This window comes from Halomonas sp. BMC6, from assembly GCF_964204995.1.
Lineage (GTDB): Bacteria > Pseudomonadota > Gammaproteobacteria > Pseudomonadales > Halomonadaceae > Vreelandella.
In genome coordinates this window covers 1-16768 of the sequence record NZ_CAXNSH010000001.1, presented here as the reverse complement: position 1 = coordinate 16768, position 16768 = coordinate 1, and the positions used below count along the sequence as shown (strand labels likewise).

Sequence of the window (16768 nt, the reverse complement as noted above, 5' to 3'; positions counted from 1 at the left end):
AGACCGGGGTTTCTTATTGGGCGAGTGCCGTTACAGCTGAGCATCCTCTGGCGGTTCGCCAATGGTGCCCGGCATGGCCTGTACGTGGCCACCTGCCAGGGTGAGGAAGTGCAAGTGGCGCTCGTACTCGGCCACCAAATCCCCAATCACCTGACCCCGAGTGTAGCCATTGAGGTCTTTCTCCTGACCGCCTTCGGCAAGGTACACATCCAGACGCACGTAGAAGTCATCGTCTGCTGGAATAAAGCTCGGTGTCCGCATGCGGTGCGGGCAAACCTGGTAAACAAAGCTCGTCGCGTCACCAAAATCGACCTGAAGCGTCAGCGTGGGCAGCGACTCCCCCTCGACCTGCTCTTCGGTGACGTTAGCGGCCTGACCACGGCTCTCCAGCTCCTGGGCAAACTGTGTCATCGCGGGGCGAATCGAGTGCTGAATGGTCGCCGCGGCACCGGCACGGTTGGAGGTGTCCAGCGCGCGATCCAAACGCTCCCGCCAGTCGCCGCCCGGGGCACCGCCCGCAATCATGCGGCGTGCGTCGGCTTTGCTGCCTTCCAGCTTCAGCGCTTTATAGGTGCCCACCATGATGGCAAAGATCACCACCGAGAAGGGCAGCGCCGTAATCACGACTGCGCTTTGTAGCGCGTTTAAGCCGCCTGCCATGAGCAGAGCCACGGTAATCAAGCCAATCACGGCCGACCAGAAGATGCGCAGCTTCACCGGCGCATCGTGGTTCACGTCGCTTAAGATCGAGGTGAAGTTGGCCAATACCAGCGCACCCGAATCCGCCGAGGTAATGAAGAAGACGATACCCAACACGGTCACGACGGCGGCGGTAATGCCCACATAGGGGTAGTACTCAAGCAGCGTATACAGCGTGGTTTGCGGTGAGTTCAGCGCCTGTTCGCCCAGCTCGACAACGCCCTGGTTGGCGACCAGCTCGATACCGCTGTTACCGAAAATGGACATCCACACCATCATGAACGACAGCGGAATGAACAGCGCACCGGCCACGAACTGACGAATGGTACGACCGCGAGAGATACGCGCCAGGAACAGGCCTACGAAAGGCGTCCAGGCGATCCACCAGCCCCAGAAGAAGATGGTCCACCACATTTTCCACTCTTGGGCGCCTTCATCGGCAAAGGCGTAGGTGTCGAAGCTGGCAGCCACGAAGCCAGAGAGATAGTCGCCCGCGTTGTTGACCACCTTATCCAGCAGCACCAGGGTGTCGCCGGAAAAGAGCACGAACAGCATCAGCGCCAGGGCCAACAGCATGTTGAACTCGGAGAGGCGACGAATGCCTTTCTCGACGCCGGTGACTACCGAGATCGTGGCGAGTACGACCACCAGCACGATCAAAATGACCTGCACCGTCAGCGTTTCCGGCACGTCGAACATGTAGTTTAGGCCGTAGTTGAGCTGAATCACGCCAATGCCCAAGCTGGTGGCAATACCGAACACGGTCGAAATGACGGCAGTGATATCGACGGCGTTGCCAATCGGGCCGTGAATGCGCTTGCCCAGCAGCGGATAGAGCGCGCTGCGAATCGCCAGCGGCAAACGGTGACGGTAGCTGAAGTAGGCCAGGGCCATGCCCATCAGCACGTACAGACCCCAACCGGAGAGCCCCCAGTGCAGGTAGGTTTGTACCACGGCGTTGCGCATGGCCTCTTGGCTTTCAGGAGTTAGATCCGGCGGTGCCAAATAGTGGGCAACCGGCTCGGCAACGCTGAAAAACAAAAGGTCAATGCCAATGCCTGCGGCAAACAGCATGGCCGACCAGGAGAGTAGCGAGAACTCAGGCCGTGAGTGGTCGGGGCCAAGGCGGATGCTGCCGTAACGGGACATGCCGATGATCACCACGAACACCAGATACGCCACAATCGCCAGCATGTAGTACCAGCCAAACGTTTTGCTCACCCAGGCAAGGCCTGCATCGAAGAAAGCGCCTGCTTGCTCGGTGAACAGCATCGTCATGATCAAGAACACGAGAATACCGGCGACGCTGCCGTGGAAAACCACGGGGTTCAAGCGGTCTCGTGAGGGGAGGACGGGGTTGTCTTTCGCCATGGAGGCGGACTCCTGTTGTTAAGACAAAGATGAGAAACACGTTATTTTTGAATGAACGTTCAAATAAAATACGCGCTTTAGGCGTTCACTTCAAGTCGAGCGCCAAGCAGGCCAGCCAGGAGGGAGGCGCATGAGACAGGGCGCGTAAGGGGCTACGGGAGGAGTATAGAAACAAACGCGCCCAGCTAAGCTGGGCGCGGAGAGAGTGTTTGACGCTAAATAAACGCTTACTCGGCAGCAGCCTCTTCGGTGTCCATGTCGCGGGTGGAATCGTCATGGTGACCGCGTTTGCCGTGGCCACTATGACCACGCTCCTGGCGGTACTCAGCGTGCATGTCGTGCATGGCATCACGCAGCGCCTGCTGCTCTTCGTCGGAGAGAATCTCGGCGACACGGGCTTGATGCTCTTCACGCAGTGCCAGGACGGCCTCACGATGCTCGGCGTGGGCCTCATTGAGGGCTGCTTGCTGCTCCTCGCTCAGTTCAGCGCGCTGGTAAACTTCCTGGCGGCGCTCTTCCATGCGCTCTTTCATGGCCTCACGATCCATGCCTTGGCCATCGTGGTGATCCGCTTGTGCGGTGAAGGCTAACGGTGTCAGGGCGACGGCCAGCAGAGCGGGCGCGAACAGTTGGCGAAGTGACATCTTCATGGCATACCTCATCGGTGAATACATGGTAATTTGACGATGTCAGTATTCATGGGCTTGGTGTAAAACGTTTGCACAAAGTGTGCAACAACCGTGACCTTCTCAGATGAGACGAAACGACAAGATAGAGCACGGGGCGGTTGAGCGGTGAGGGGAAACGCCACTACCGTTGGTCAGAAGGAGAGACGCATGCCAGATATTCGTGGTCTACGCCGAATCGTGAGTGTCAGCGCGCTAGCCGTGTGGTTAAGCGGCTGCGGTGCCACGCATCAAGTCAGCCAAGGGGAGCCTGCCATCGAGCAGGGCACGCTGCGCGCCCCCCAGCCGTTTAGCCGCCTGGCTCCTCAGCCCTACACGCCTGAGACGTGGCCCGAAACCTTACGTGCCCAGGTGCTGCTCCCCGAGACGTCAGGCGACGCACGTCGTCCTGCGGCGCTCGTGGTACACGGTGGGGGGTGGCGTAATCGAGGGCCGGAGGATATGGAAGGCATCGCGGCGCAGTTGGCGGCCCAGGGATACGTCACGGTGAATATCGAACACCGCTTTGCCCCTAACTATCGTTTCCCCGCGCAGCTACACGATCTCCAGCAGGCGATGGCCTGGATACACGACAACGCCACTGACTGGCAGATCGATACCGACCGCATCGTCGGTGTCGGGTTCTCCTCCGGCGCGCATTTGGTCAGCTTGCTTGCCCTGGCTGGCAGTGAAGGCCCGTTGGCAGCGCCTTATGGCGGGGAGCATGCGCGTTTGGCAGCAGTGCTGGCGGGCGGGTTACCCAGTGATCTGTTGAAATTCGACGATGGACGTCTCGTGATCGACTTTATCGGCGGCACACGTGCCGAGCGGCCGGAGGCCTACGCGCTGGCCTCTCCGGCCCGGCAAATCACCGGTAAGGCACCGCCGTTTTTCCTGTTTCACGGCAGCTGGGACCAGCTCGTGCCGGTCGATCACGCCACTGACTTCTACGCAGCGTTGAAGGCCCAGGGGACGCCTAGCGAACTCTACCTGCAGCGCGGGCGTGGCCATGTCACGAGCTTCCTACTGCGCGGAAGCGCCATCGAGGCGGGGATTGCGTTCTTGAACCGCCATGTCGCGCCTGAGTAAGTGGCTTATCCCTCGGGCTGATACTTATAGCCCACCCCATACACCGAGCGGATGATCTCCTGGTCGGGCAGGGCTTCGGTGATCTTTTTACGCAGCTTCTTGATGTGGCTGTCGACCGTGCGTTCGGACACGATGCGGTTGTCGCGGTACATATGATCCATCAGCTGCTCGCGGCTGAAGATCCGGCCAGGCGACTGCATCATCACGCGCAGCAGTTGAAACTCCACGGCGGTTAGCCCTAGGTCATGGCCATTGGCGAGCGCCTGCCAGCCCTCTTCGTCCAGCGTCACCGGGGTATGCTTGGCGGTGGTTGGGGCATCGCCCTGTGCGGCGGCATGGCTTCTGCGCAGCACGGCTTTGACACGCGCCACCACTTCGCGCGGGCTAAAGGGTTTGCAGATGTAATCATCAGCACCCAGTTCGAGCCCGAGGAGACGATCCACTTCTTCTACTTTGGCGGTGACCATGATGATCGGCAGGGTCGGCCACTGTTGGCGAATTTCTCGGCAGAGCGTCAGGCCATCTTTACCCGGCAGCATCACGTCCAACAGTACCAGCGACGTCGAGTGTTGGGTCAGCCAGGGCATGACGTCACTGCCGTGGCTGATAATGGTCGGAGCGAAGTTATTGCTTTGCAGGTAGTCCGCCATGAGGCGGGCAATTTTAGGCTCGTCCTCCACGATCAGTAGGGACGTCTCCTGAGAGAGACCGTCTTGGGCGGGAGCCTCGGGGTGTTCAGCACGCTGGGTCATCGCAAGCTCGCTTAGGGTCGGGTTAAGAGACGGTTAATAGCGGAAACCGCAGGGTCCAGGTCAAGCCGCCAAGGGGCGAAGCGCTGGGGGTGAGGGTACCACCATGGGCCGTTACCAGCGCGCTGGCAATGGAAAGCCCTAGGCCGCTTCCGCCGCTGGCGCGGTTGCGGGAACCCTCCACGCGGTAGAGTCGCTCGGTCAGCCGTGACAGCTCTCCCTCGGGAACGCCAGGGGCACTGTCTTGCCAGGTAATCACCGCGTCGCCCCGTTCGCAGGTCAGGGCAACGTTTAGCTTGCCAGGCGGTTGGGTGTAGGCGCAGCTGTTATCCAGCAGGTTGCTCCACAGCTGGCGTAGTCGTTGGGCATCGCCACGAATCATCACATCATCGGCCAGGGCCGTGGTGAGGGTCAGGCCGCTCTCTTCCAGCCAGCGGTCGGCGTCGTTCAGGCGGCTTTCCAGGCTTTCGCTGAGATTCATGGGGGCAAGCTGGATATCCAGCGCGCCCGCATCGCTTTGGGAGAGCAGGCGTAAATCGGCTACTAAGCGCTCTAGCTGAGCCACTTCCTGAGCCAGCGAACTTAAGTTTTCCTGGTTCAGCGGGCGGATGCCGTCCTGCATGGCTTCAATTTCACCCCGCAGCACGGCCAGTGGGGTGCGCAGCTCATGGGCGGTGTCCGAGACCCAGCGGGCGCGGGCTTCACGGCTGGCTTCAAGCGTGGCGGCCAGCACGTTGAAATCTCGGGCAAGGCGGGAAAGCTCGTCTTTACCACGCTCTGGCAGGCGGGTGTGGTAGTCGCCTTCGGTTAAGCGCAGCGTAGCCCCGGCCAGGGCGCGGGTGCGCCGACCCAGCCACCAGGAGAGCCCGCCTGCCAGCAGCAGCGAGGCCAGCCCTAGCGAGATCACGATTAGCACTAGGTTACGCTGCTGGCGCTCCAGAAAGCGGCTCTCCATGCGCTCCATCATCTCCTGCGGCGGGCGAAAACCCAGCGCGCCAATCGCTTCTCGCTGGCCGCTTGGGGTCATATCGCTATACAGCGTTAGCCAGCGCCAGCCCATTGAGCCACGCGGTGTATCCGCAGGTGGTACAACATAATCCCCTTTGCTATCGCGCAGAGCAAAATCCTCAGCTTCGCCGAGAGGCGATGGACGGTCACGATGCTCCTGACCGAGTTCAAAGCGCACAATATAGGGCCAGCGATCAGGCGACGCTTCTAACCAAGCCCAGTCGCCCTGGGTTTCCCAGCGGGTAATCAGCCCATCGGCAAGCAGCGTGGCCCGCCGCTCCTGGGCTTGATTGAGATACTCAAGAAAGCCGCGGTCGATGCTGTAAGAGACCGCCAGAAACACGCTCGCCGCGATGGCCACGTTAACGCTTAAAATTGCCACAAACAGCTTTAGCCCCAGCCGTGAGGGCCGCCACTGACGCAGTCGGGTCCATCTACTCATTAGTTTATGCCCTGCTGGCTAGGCTGGCGCGGGGCGCTTAACCGTTCACGTAGGTTTTCCAGCCCTAAATAGAGGCAGGGCACTACCAGCAGCAGAATCAGGGTGGCGAAGAGCATGCCAAAGCCTAGCGAAATCGCCATGGGGATCATAAAGCGTGCCTGGCGTGAGGTTTCCAGAATCATCGGCGCAAGCCCCAGGAATGTGGTCAGCGTGGTCATCATAATCGGCCGCAAGCGTCGGGTGGCGGCGGCCACAATCGCTTCGCGAGGCGCCATGCCTTCCCGTCGCTTACGGTTAGCGTAGTCGATCAACACCAACGCATCGTTAATCACCACGCCGGAGAGCGCTAGCATACCTAATAGGCTGATGATCGACAGCCCAAAGCCCATCAGCATATGACCGCCCACGGCACCGACGATACCAAACGGAATTGCGGCCATCACCAACAGCGGCTGTAGGTAGCTTCTGAACGGAATAGCGAGCAGCGCATAGAGGGCGGCTAACATCAGCCACATGGCGTTACGCAGGGTGGCGAGGTTGTCGGCGGTGTCCTGTTGACGGCCGCCCATGCTCACTTCAAGCCCTGGCCAGGTGTTGCTGAGCGTGGGGAAGACCTCTTCTTGCAGGGTGGCGAGCACTTGGTTAATCGCTTGGTCGCTCTCTGAATCGGCGGTGACGGTGATAATCCGCCGCCCATCAATACGCTGCAGGCTGCTGGAGGCTTGGCTCAGAGTGATATCCGCGACTCTAGAGAGCGGCACGCTCATCCCGTCGGGGGTTCTGACCGGCAGGCGGTATAGCTCGCTAAGGCTGTTGCGCGACTGCTCCGGCAGGCGCACTTCCACGCTCACCTCCTGGCGGCCGATAAACTGCTCCACCGCCGTGGCTCCTTGCAGCGGGCCGCGCAGCGCCTGGGCGAGGTCGCTGCCGGTCAGCCCGAGTGAACGACCTTCGGCGGAGAGGCGCATCTCTAGCTGTGGCTTGCCATCGCCCAGGCCGCTGTCGATATCGGTCAAGCCATATTCGGCTAGCCGTTCGGCCAAATCTGCGGCGGCGGCCTCCAGCACTTGGGTATTGGGGTGAGAGAGGCGCAGGCTCAACGCCGCCCCGCTACCGGGGCCGCCAAAGTCAGACTCGAAGCGTACCGACTGCGCGCCTAACAGATCCCCGGTGAGGTCCCGCCACTCCCGAGCGATGCGAGAAGGAGGCCAGGCATCCAGGCTTTCCGGCGCGATATCCAAACGCACTTCCAGGCTTTCGCCATCTAGGCTACTGCGGGTGCTGCTGAAGGTGAGGGTCTCTTCCTGCTCGCTGAGCTGTGCGGCGGCATCGAGGAGCTGTTGGCTTAGCTCGCGGCTTACGCTGATATGGCTGCCAATCGGCAGGGTGACGGTGGCTTGCACCTGATCAGACTCGACCCGAGGCATCAGCGAAAAACCTAACCGCCCGCTCATCGCCCAGGCCATGGTCACACAGAGAATGGCGACCCCCATAGCGACGGTGAGCAGGCGCTGATTGAGTGCGCGCTGTAACAGAGGCTCAAACTGTTGATAGGTGAAGTGATGCAGGCCGCGCTGCATACTGAGTCGCACCGCTTCGATAGGCCGCTGCCACGCGGGCGTTTGGCGGGGCTTGCTGGCGTGAGCCAAGTGGGCGGGCAGAATAAACAGCGCTTCTACCAGCGAAATCACAAACACGGTAATCACCACCACCGGCACGGTGGCAAAAATCAGCCCCAGAAATCCCGGCAGGAACAAGAGCGGTAGAAACGCGACGATATTGGAGAGGATGGCAAAGGTCAGCGGAGTGGCAATTTCTTGAGCGCCTTTAACCGCCGCATCTCGCAGCGAGTAGCCCTGCTCTCGGTAACTGTAGATGTTTTCGCCCACCATGATGGCGTCATCCACCACGATGCCGAGGGCAATGATAAAGGCGAACATCGACATCATATTGAGCGACACGCCGACCCAGGGTAGAAACAGCATGGCCCCTAAAAACGCCGTGGGAATGCCTAGCGTGACCCAAAAGGCCAGCCGCGCCTCTAAAAACAGCGCCATCAAAATCAGTACCAGCGCCAAACCCATCCAGGCGTTTTTCAGCAGTAGGCTGAGGCGGTCTTCGTACACTTCCGAGCTATCCCGTGAAACGTCCAGGCTGACGCCATCGGGCAGGCTGGCCCGCAGCCGCTCCAACTCGCCGTAAACCGCATTAGAAATACCAGTAGGCGTTTGGTCGCCGATTTGATACACGTCCACCGATAGCCCCGGCTGGCCGTTGTAGAACTCCTCCCGATCAGTTTCGGCAAAGCCCTCGCTCACCCTGGCAATATCGCCGAGCATAACGGGCGCGCCCTGGGCGGTGGTCAAGATGGGCAGTTCGGCAAACTCCTCGGCGCTGTTGCGCCGCCCCTGGTAGCGAATCAGCCACTCACCCTCGTCGGTTGTGAGCTGGCCGCTGGCAAGGTCCAGCGCTTCCTCGGCAATGCGGCTGGCTAGCTGTTGATGATCCAACCCGTAGCGCTCGATGGCCTCGTCATCCAAATGAACCTGGATTTCCCGTTCGCGGTTGCCGGAAAGCTCGGCGCGGGAAATACCGCTGGTGGCCTGCAGCTCGGCGCGTACGTTCTCTGCCGCATCGTGAAGCGCGGCCAAGCCCACGTTGCCATACACCTGAAGGCTGACCACGCTGCGCGAGCGGCCTGCCAGGGTGAAGCGGGGCGGGTCGGCGGCGGCGGGCAGGGTGGTGATGGCGTTCACGGATTGCTGAATATCCTGATACGCCCGCATCACGTCCACGCCATCAATCAGCGTGGCGCTCACCACGCCGCTGCCTTCGCTGGCGCTGGCGGTCAGTTCATCGATGCCTTCCACATCGGCAATCGCGGCCTCGACCGGCAGCAGCAGGCTCTGCTCCACATCCTCGGGCGTGGCACCCGGGTAGCTGATGGTGACCTGAACGATTTCGGTCTCGAATTCAGGGAAGACCTCTTTTTTAATCGCCAGCGATGCCATTAACCCGCCGATGATAAACAGCACCATCATCAGGTTAGGGGCGACGCCGTGATCGACCATCCACGCCAGCGGGCCTTTACGCATCATTGAGCCGCTCCCTCATCCTGAGCGGGGGTATCGCCACGCTGGCGAATCCGCACTTCCTGGCCCTCTCTGGGTTGGGCTAGCCCGGCAGTCACTACCCGCTGGCCGGGCTCCAGGCCGCTGCGTATCAGCACTTCTTCCTGGCCGCGATAGGCGAGCGTGACCTGGGTGCTTTGCAGGCGATTATCCTCATCCACCCACCACACCTGCTCGCCGGGGCGAAGTGCGGCTGAGGGCAGCGCAATCAAGGGCTCTTCGGCGGTGGTATGAAACGCCACGCGCAGCACATCTCCCAAGCGCAGGGCGGGGCCGTCCTGGTTGAGCGCCAGTGGATCATCCACGGCGATCAACAGCTGGGCCTGCAGGCCGTTCTCTTCGAGGTTGGGCAGAATAGAGAGCAACGTGCCTTCCCGAGAGGCCCCTTCTGGCCAGCCTTGGCTGGTCAGCGTGACGCTCCCCCCCGGCGAGAGCCAATCCAGCGTTTCGCCCGGCAGCGAGGCGCGCACCCAGAACTGCTCGACGCCGACCAAACTCGCCACGGCGGTGCCTTGGCTCAGCAGGCTGCCAGCGCCCACCAAACGCTCTTGCACCATGGCGCGCCACGGGGCGGTCAAGGTCGCACGCTCCAGGTTGAGCGCCGCTTGGTCTCGCACCACGCGGGCTTGGGTCAGTTGAGCTTGGGCCTGACGGAGCTGTGGTTCACGCAGCACTAGCGCGCGGCGTTCGGCGCTGAGCTGGCGGCCAAAGGATTCGTACTCGCTGCGCGCACGCTGCTGCTCGGCCTGCTCTAAGGCGAGCTGCGCCTGGGCATTCGCCAACTGGGCTTCGGCGTCTTCTAGCGTTAAGCGCAGGTCGGCTTGGTCGATGTGGGCCACCGGCTCGCCCTGCTCCACGACTCGCCCAGGCAGCACGCCATCGCCAAAGCGCTCTAGCTGGCCCGCTACGCGGCTGGCAAGCTCGGTGGATTTTTCTGCCTCAACGCGGCCAAAGCCGTTCAGCGTGGGTGACTGCACCTGCTGTTCCGTAGTGATGACATCGACCACAGGCGGCGTTGGCAGTGGCGGCGGGCGGCGCTCGACCCGTGGCGGCTGGCTAACGATCCACCAAGCGAGAGCTAAACCACCGACAAACACCAATAGCGCTGCCAGCGCACCGAAGCCGATGCGACCTTGCTGAGAAAAAGCGTAAGAGCGAGAGGGGGTCATGGACGGGTGTTATCCGTTGGCTGAGAGCAAAAATTCCAGAAAAGAGCGCGTATCATGCTAGCATCACCGATTGCCACGCAGCGATTAGGTAAGCTTTGTGCAAAAAGTGTGCAACCCGACGTGACGGGGCTTTTTTGCACCAAACGCTGACGCAGCAAGTAATAGCTGCCATCATTCATGTGAAAAGCCATAGACTTCCTGGTCTGTATGACGTTATGAAAAACACCGCCACCCGCGACAAACTCATTGATTCTGGTGCCGAGCTGATTGCCCAGCAGGGCTATAATGCGACGGGTATCAATGCTGTATTAAAAACCTGCGGTGTCCCCAAAGGCTCGTTCTACCACTACTTTTCCAGCAAAGAAGACTTCGGTTTGGCGGTCATCGAGCGCTTTGCCGACGATTACGATGCGTCGTTAGCGGCGCTGCTGGAAGACCCCGCCCTGCCGCCCCTGGAGCGTTTGCGCCGCTACTTTGCCACCGGGCGCGCCCATATGCTCGACTGCGATCACACCACCGGCTGCTTGATCGGTAATCTCGGTCAGGAGCTTTCCGGCCAGAGTGATACCTTCCGTGATGCCCTGAATTTGGTGTTTCAGCGTTGGGAAAAACGCTTTGTGGTCTGCTTGAGCCAAGCCCAAGCCGACGGCACGATCAATGCCGCCATCCCGCCTGAGGCGCTGGCCAGCTTTATTCTCTCCGGATGGGAAGGGGCGATTCTGCGGGCTAAAACACTCAAATCTCTGGCCCCTATGGAACACTTCGAGGCCATTTTGTTCGATCAAGTGCTGGTGCCACGCTAGCAGGCGATACATCAATGGCAAGCGCGGAAGTGGTAATCACCGCTGGTCACGTCGTTGTTCACGGCGGCGAGCAGAGAGGTGCTCGCGGTGTCGGCATTGAGCTGGCCGGTTTGTACCAGCGCCCGAAAATCGTGGTGGGGTAGGGCAATGTCGTCCGGCGTGACGCCAAAAAAGTGGCAAATACGCTGGAGCGCGGCATGGCTGGGGTAGTAGCGTCCGCTGAGGTAGCGGTTGAACTGCGCCCGGTTGATGGGCAGGCGACGGCACACGTCGGCAATAGAGGGGTAGTAGCTGCACAGCAGGCGCAAATTGGCCACAAATTCATCGTGCATAGGCGTGACTCTTGGGCGGTGGCGGCTAATGTGCCGCCTTGCGCCCAAGAGTGCAACGGCTCGCTCTTTACGTCCGCTTAAAATAAGCCGTGCGCGTGGTTAGAAGCCCTCTAACACCAGCTTACCCACGGTGCGGTTGCTCTCAATCAGCGCGTGGGCACGCGTTAGGTTATCGGCAGTGATGGGGCCAAGCACCTCGCCCAGCGTCGTGGTTAAACGGCCGCTATCCACCATGGCGGCGACTTCGCTCAATAGGTCGTGCTGCTTGGCAATGTCCTCGGTGGTAAACAGCGGCCGCGTGAACATCAGCTCCCAGTGCAGTGACAGGCTTTTGAGCTTGAGTTTGCGCACATCGATCAGTTCCGGGTCATCGATCAGCGCCAGCTTGCCCTGGGGTTTTAGAGCATTGATGATCGCCTCGAAGTGGTGATCGGTTTGATTGAGGCTGACCACCATATCCACCTGCTCATAGCCTGCGGCTTTGAGCGCTTCATCCAGCGGTTGGCGGTGGTCGATCACCGCATCGGCGCCGAGCGACGTGACCCAGGCTTGGCTTTCCGGGCGTGAGGCTGTCCCAATCACGGTGATATCGGTGAGCTGCTTGGCGAGCTGAATCAGAATCGAGCCAACACCCCCCGCAGCGCCTACCACTAATAGGGTTTTGCCTTGGGTGTCGCGCATGCCCAGCTCTAGGCGGTCGAACAGCAGTTCCCAGGCAGTAATGGCGGTTAACGGCAGGGCGGCGGCCTGGGCGTCGGAGAGGCTCTTCGGCGCTAGGCTGGCGATGCGCTCATCGACCAGCTGGTACTCAGCGTTGGAGCCTTGGCGTGCGATGCTGCCCGCGTACCACACCCGGTCACCCGGCTGAAAGCGAGTGACCGCACTGCCCACGGCATCGACCACGCCCACCGCGTCGTAACCCAGCACGCGAGGCTCGCCGCCTTCGGGCAGCGCGCTCTTGCGCACCTTGGCATCCACCGGATTGACGGAAACTGCGCTCACCGCGACACGAATATCGTGGGGCTCAGGGGTGGGCAGTGGCAGCTCGACGGCGTGCAGGGCGTCTGGGTGGTCGATCGGCAGGCTTTTGGTAAACGCGAATGCTTTCATGGTCGTTCTCCAAGCGATGATGAATGGCGACATCATGCCTGGGTGTCGTTTTATGAAAAAGAGGGCTAATGTAGCTAACAGTTTCCAATTTTTTTTGAAAATAAGGGCGCTATCGCTCCATGCGTACCGATGACCTAAACGTGCTTGTCTATGCCGCCGAGCACGGCAGCCTTTCCGCCGCCGCGCGGGAGCTGGCGATTACCCCAGCGGTGGCTAGCGTGGCGATCAAACGGCTTGAAGACGCTCTAGGCACGCGGCTGTTGGTGCGCTCTACCCGCAGCTTGCGGCTAACGCCCGCTGGGGCGCACTATTTAGTGCACGCGAAAACGGCGCTGAGTGCCCTTGCCGAAGGGGAAAAAGAACTGCACCGCGAGCGCCAGGAGATAGCGGGAGAGCTCAGCCTCTCCATGCCGTCTGATCTGGGCCGCAACGTGCTGCTGGGCTGGCTGGATCGCTTTATGGCGCGGCATCCGCAGCTGCGCCTGCGGCTTCGGGTGAGTGACCGGGTGAGCGACCTGTTTCGCCAACCGGTGGAGATTGCCCTGCGCTACGGCGTGCCGGAGGATTCCAGCCTGGTAGCCCTGCCGCTAAAAAGCGATAACCACCGGGCGGTGTGCGCAGCACCAAGCTATATCGCGCGCCACGGCGAGCCTGCCACTCCAGATGAATTACGCCAGCACAACTGCCTCTGCTTCAACCTGGGCGAGCGGGTGCACAACCAGTGGCAGTTCGGCAGTGAGCGTATCAGCGTGCAGGGCAATCGAGTGAGCGACGATGCCGAGTGTGTGCGCCGCTGGGCGCTGGCGGGAGAGGGCATTGCCTATAAATCTCGCCTCGATGTTCAGGCGGATCTCCGCGCAGGCCGCTTGGTGGCGCTGTTGGCTGCGTTTCCTACCGAGCCCGCGCCGCTGTATCTCGTCTGCCCGCATCGGCTGTCGCTCACGCCCGCCGTGGTCGCGCTGAAAGACTTTCTGATCGAGCGGTTACAAGAGAACGCCAAGTGAAGAGCATCATCTATCCGCGAGGAGCTAGCCATGTTTAAAGGGCTTGAAAAACAGACACGCCGCGTTAACGGCGTCGATACTGCCTATCGGATGGGCACCCGCAGCGCGGGCATGGCACCGTTCGCCCCGGAAGCGCTGGCGGAGTACGAGCGCTGCCTTGCGGGCACTATATCGCCGAAGAGATTCCTGACCTGCTGCTAGAGGAGTCGCTGCCGTTCTTGCTGGAGCCGCAATAAGCGATTCACGCGACTGCCCAAGACGAAGCGGGCAAAAAACTGGATAATGGCCGCCATTCGCCTGATGCGTTGGCGCTCAGGCACACTCATTACTCTGGACGCCCGCTTATGGAAATCAAAGTTAACTATCTCGACAACCTCCGCCTGGAGTCCAAGTTCGACGATTTTACGGTCATCTCCGACCAGCCGATTCGCTACAAGGGCGACGGCTCGGCCCCTGGCCCGTTTGACTACTTCCTGGCGTCGTCGGCTATGTGTGCCGCCTACTTCGTCAAGGTGTACTGCAACGCGCGCAATATTCCCACCGAGAACATTCGCCTGTCGCAAAACAACATCGTCGACCCGGAAAACCGCTACAAGCAGATCTTCAAGATTCAGGTAGAGCTGCCGGAAGATATCTCGGAAAAGGATCGCGAAGGCATCCTGCGCTCCATCGACCGCTGCACGGTGAAGAAGGTTGTTCAGACCGGCCCCGAGTTCCAGATTGAAGTGGTCGAGAACATCGACGAGGACGCCCAAGCGCTGCTGATGGGCGCGCCGGAGGGGAGCAGCACCTACATCGAAGGCAAAGATCTGCCGCTGGAGCAGACCATTGCCAATATGAGCGGCATTTTGGCCGACCTCGGTATGAAGATTGAGATCGCCTCCTGGCGCAATATCGTGCCTCACGTTTGGTCGCTGCATATTCGCGATGCGGCGTCCCCCATGTGCTTTACCAACGGCAAAGGCGCGACCAAAGAGAGTGCGCTTTGTTCGGCGCTGGGCGAGTTTATCGAACGCCTGAGCTGCAACTTTTTCTATAACGACCAGTTTTTGGGTGAAGAGATTGCCAACAGTGAATTTGTTCACTACCCCAATGAGAAGTGGTTCAAGCCGGGCCCGAACGACGAGCTGCCCGCCGAAATTCTCGACGAGCACTGCCTGGCGATTTACAACCCTGAAGGCGAGCTGGGTGGCTCGAACCTGATCGATACCAACTCGGGTCGTGAAGACCGGGGCATCGTTTCGCTGCCCTTTGTGCGCCAAAGCGATGGCGAAACGGTCTACTTCCCCTCTAACCTGATCGAAAACCTGTTCCTCAGCAACGGCATGAGCGCGGGCAATACCCTGGTGGAAGCTCAGGTGCAGTGCCTTTCAGAAATTTTCGAGCGGGCGGTGAAGCGGGAGATTCTCGAACAGGAGCTGACCCTGCCCGACGTACCCCAAGAAGTGTTGGCCAAGTACCCGAACATTGTAGAGGGCATTAATGCCCTGGAAGCCCAAGGCTTCCCGGTGCTGGTGAAGGATGCCTCCATGGGCGGGCAGTTCCCGGTGATGTGCGTGACGCTGATGAACCCGCGTACCGGCGGCGTGTTTGCCTCCTTCGGTGCTCACCCAAGCTTTGAAGTAGCGCTGGAGCGCAGCTTGACCGAGCTGCTCCAAGGCCGCAGCTTCGAAGGCCTGAACGACCTGCCGCTGCCAACTTTCAACTCGCAGACTGTCTCTGAGCCGAACAACTTCGTCGAGCACTTCATCGACTCGGTAGGCGTAGTCTCCTGGCGCTTCTTCAGCGCCAAGCCCGACTTCGAGTTCAGCGAGTGGGACTTCTCCGGCAGCAACGAGGAAGAAGCCGAGACCCTGTTCGGTATTTTCGAAGAGCTGGGCGCGGAAGTGTACATGGCAGTGCACGAAGACCTGGGCGCGCCGGTATGCCGCATTCTGGTACCTGGCTACTCCGAGGTGTACCCCATCGAAGACCTGATTTGGGACAACACCAACAAGGCGCTGGACTACCGCGAAGATATTCTCAATCTGCATCGCCTGGATGACGAGCAGCTCACCGATCTCGTCGAGCGCTTGGAAGAGAGCCAGATGGACGACCACGCCGATATCATCACGCTGATTGGTATCGAGTTCGACGAGAACACCGTGTGGGGCCAGCTAACCATTCTGGAGCTGAAACTGCTGGTTTACCTGGCACTTGGCCGCCATGAAGAGGCGCTGGACTGCGTGCAGATGTTCCTCCAGTACAACGACAACACCGTTGAGCGCGGGCTGTTCTATCAGGCGGTCAACGCGGTGCTGGAAATTGCCCTGGACGACGAATTGGAGCTGGACGACTACCTCCCCAACTTCCAGCGCATGTTTGGCGAAGCGACTATGGAGGCGGTCGTGGGTTCAGTAGACGGCAGCGTGCGCTTCCACGGCCTCAAGCCCACCAATATGCAGTTAGAGGGCTTGGATCGCCACCAGCGCCTGATCGAAAGCTACAAGAAGCTTCACGCAGCGCGAGCGGCTAAAGCGGGGATTGCGCGCATGTAACCTGTAGAGGCGATTGGGGTTGACGAGGCATTAAGTACTCCGTAAGCTAGAAATTATCCACGCCTTAGGCAGTAAGCTTTCCCACATATCTCGGGATAAGCCGACCCCTAGGGCGTTTTTTGTTTGAAGCAGGAAAAGGCCCGCACCGTTTTTATGTGGTGCACTCTGGCGCAGTGAGTGCAATCAACTGCACCGCTGCGCCAAATTTAATTACATGCTTGGCTTGGTACAACACTCTTCGCGCAATTCAGCCAAAGAACCAGTAGCACACCAGAATGGCGGTGGTGATGCCTGCTATATCGGCGACCAGGGCGCATCCCAACCCATGGCGAATGCGGGTGATGCCTACGGCACCGAAGTAAACCGCCAGCACGTAAAACGTGGTTTCGGTGCTGCCTTGGAAGGTGGCTGCCAGTAGCCCAGGGAAGCTATCGACACCAAAGGTGTTCATGGTTTCGATCATCATGGCACGGGAGCCACTGCCGGAGAGGGGCTTCACAAAGGCGGTGGGCAGCGCATCCACAAAGCGGGTGTCCCAGCCGATGCCTTCAACCAGCCAGCGGATACCGCCAAGCCCGGCATCCAGCACGCCGCTGGCGCGTAGCACACCCACCGCGACTAGCATGGCAATCAGGAAGGGCAGCAGGGTGATGGTAAAG

At 60.3% G+C, this 16768-nt stretch carries 14 protein-coding genes; 5 read left to right on the top strand and 9 right to left on the bottom strand.

Annotated features, from left to right (window positions below; genetic code table 11):
* Positions 1–30: 30 nt before the first annotated feature.
* Together betT and AB6K10_RS00065 are read right to left on the bottom strand one after the other, a co-directional pair.
* A complete protein-coding gene (gene betT, locus AB6K10_RS00070; RefSeq protein ID WP_159343064.1) occupies positions 31–2070 on the bottom strand; it encodes a choline BCCT transporter BetT in 2040 nt (679 codons plus the stop codon).
* A 227-nt stretch (positions 2071–2297) separates the two neighbouring features.
* Complete coding sequence (locus AB6K10_RS00065; protein ID WP_253017651.1) at positions 2298–2720, bottom strand: hypothetical protein; 423 nt, start codon at positions 2718–2720, stop codon at positions 2298–2300.
* Between the two features lie 186 nt (positions 2721–2906).
* Between AB6K10_RS00065 and AB6K10_RS00060 the strand changes: the two genes are divergently transcribed.
* On the top strand, positions 2907–3824 hold the full coding sequence (locus AB6K10_RS00060; RefSeq protein ID WP_339117712.1) for an alpha/beta hydrolase: 918 nt from the start codon (positions 2907–2909) through the stop codon (positions 3822–3824).
* Positions 3825–3829: 5 nt separating this feature from the next.
* On the opposite strand, the gene AB6K10_RS00055 is transcribed toward AB6K10_RS00060, so the two are convergent.
* The 4 genes from AB6K10_RS00055 to AB6K10_RS00040 are packed head-to-tail and all read right to left on the bottom strand — an operon-like array spanning position 3830 to position 10323.
* Entirely contained in the window at positions 3830–4576 is a 747-nt protein-coding gene (locus tag AB6K10_RS00055; RefSeq protein ID WP_339117711.1) for a response regulator, read from the bottom strand.
* 22 nt (positions 4577–4598) lie between these two features.
* On the bottom strand, positions 4599–6023 hold the full coding sequence (locus AB6K10_RS00050; protein WP_339117710.1) for an ATP-binding protein: 1425 nt from the start codon (positions 6021–6023) through the stop codon (positions 4599–4601).
* Positions 6023–9121 (bottom strand): efflux RND transporter permease subunit, encoded by a 3099-nt coding sequence (locus AB6K10_RS00045; RefSeq protein ID WP_339117709.1) that lies wholly within the window; start codon positions 9119–9121, stop codon positions 6023–6025. Before AB6K10_RS00045 ends, AB6K10_RS00050 begins: the two co-directional genes overlap by 1 nt.
* Entirely contained in the window at positions 9118–10323 is a 1206-nt protein-coding gene (locus AB6K10_RS00040; RefSeq protein ID WP_339117708.1) for an efflux RND transporter periplasmic adaptor subunit, read from the bottom strand. The genes AB6K10_RS00045 and AB6K10_RS00040 overlap by 4 nt, the downstream gene beginning before the upstream one ends.
* Before the next feature lie 215 nt (positions 10324–10538).
* Here AB6K10_RS00040 and AB6K10_RS00035 point away from each other — a divergent pair, with 215 nt between their 5' ends.
* The gene (locus AB6K10_RS00035; RefSeq protein WP_339117707.1) at positions 10539–11126 is read left to right on the top strand and encodes a TetR family transcriptional regulator C-terminal domain-containing protein; all 588 of its coding nucleotides are present in this window, start codon (positions 10539–10541) and stop codon (positions 11124–11126) included.
* Between the two features lie 11 nt (positions 11127–11137).
* Here the strand turns inward: AB6K10_RS00035 and AB6K10_RS00030 are convergent, their stop codons facing one another.
* Positions 11138–11458 carry a helix-turn-helix transcriptional regulator gene (locus AB6K10_RS00030; RefSeq protein WP_339117706.1) on the bottom strand — a complete coding sequence of 107 codons (321 nt, stop codon included), beginning with the start codon at positions 11456–11458 and terminating at the stop codon, positions 11138–11140.
* A gap of 99 nt (positions 11459–11557) precedes the next feature.
* Entirely contained in the window at positions 11558–12568 is a 1011-nt protein-coding gene (locus tag AB6K10_RS00025) for a zinc-binding alcohol dehydrogenase family protein (RefSeq protein ID WP_062374058.1), read from the bottom strand.
* Positions 12569–12687: 119 nt separating this feature from the next.
* Here AB6K10_RS00025 and AB6K10_RS00020 point away from each other — a divergent pair, with 119 nt between their 5' ends.
* The 3 genes from AB6K10_RS00020 to AB6K10_RS00010 all read left to right on the top strand — a co-directional run bounded on the left by AB6K10_RS00020 (position 12688) and on the right by AB6K10_RS00010 (position 16109).
* Positions 12688–13572: a LysR family transcriptional regulator gene (locus AB6K10_RS00020; RefSeq protein WP_339117705.1), complete on the top strand. Its 885-nt coding sequence runs from the start codon at positions 12688–12690 to the stop codon at positions 13570–13572.
* Positions 13573–13602: 30 nt separating this feature from the next.
* The gene (locus AB6K10_RS00015) at positions 13603–13773 is read left to right on the top strand and encodes a hypothetical protein (protein ID WP_339117704.1); all 171 of its coding nucleotides are present in this window, start codon (positions 13603–13605) and stop codon (positions 13771–13773) included.
* 143 nt (positions 13774–13916) lie between these two features.
* Positions 13917–16109 (top strand): OsmC domain/YcaO domain-containing protein, encoded by a 2193-nt coding sequence (locus tag AB6K10_RS00010; RefSeq protein ID WP_339117703.1) that lies wholly within the window; start codon positions 13917–13919, stop codon positions 16107–16109.
* Between the two features lie 247 nt (positions 16110–16356).
* Here AB6K10_RS00010 and AB6K10_RS00005 read toward each other — a convergent pair.
* Positions 16357–16768 (bottom strand): nucleoside recognition domain-containing protein (locus AB6K10_RS00005; RefSeq protein ID WP_339117702.1); only part of this gene is annotated, 412 nt, incomplete at its 5' end.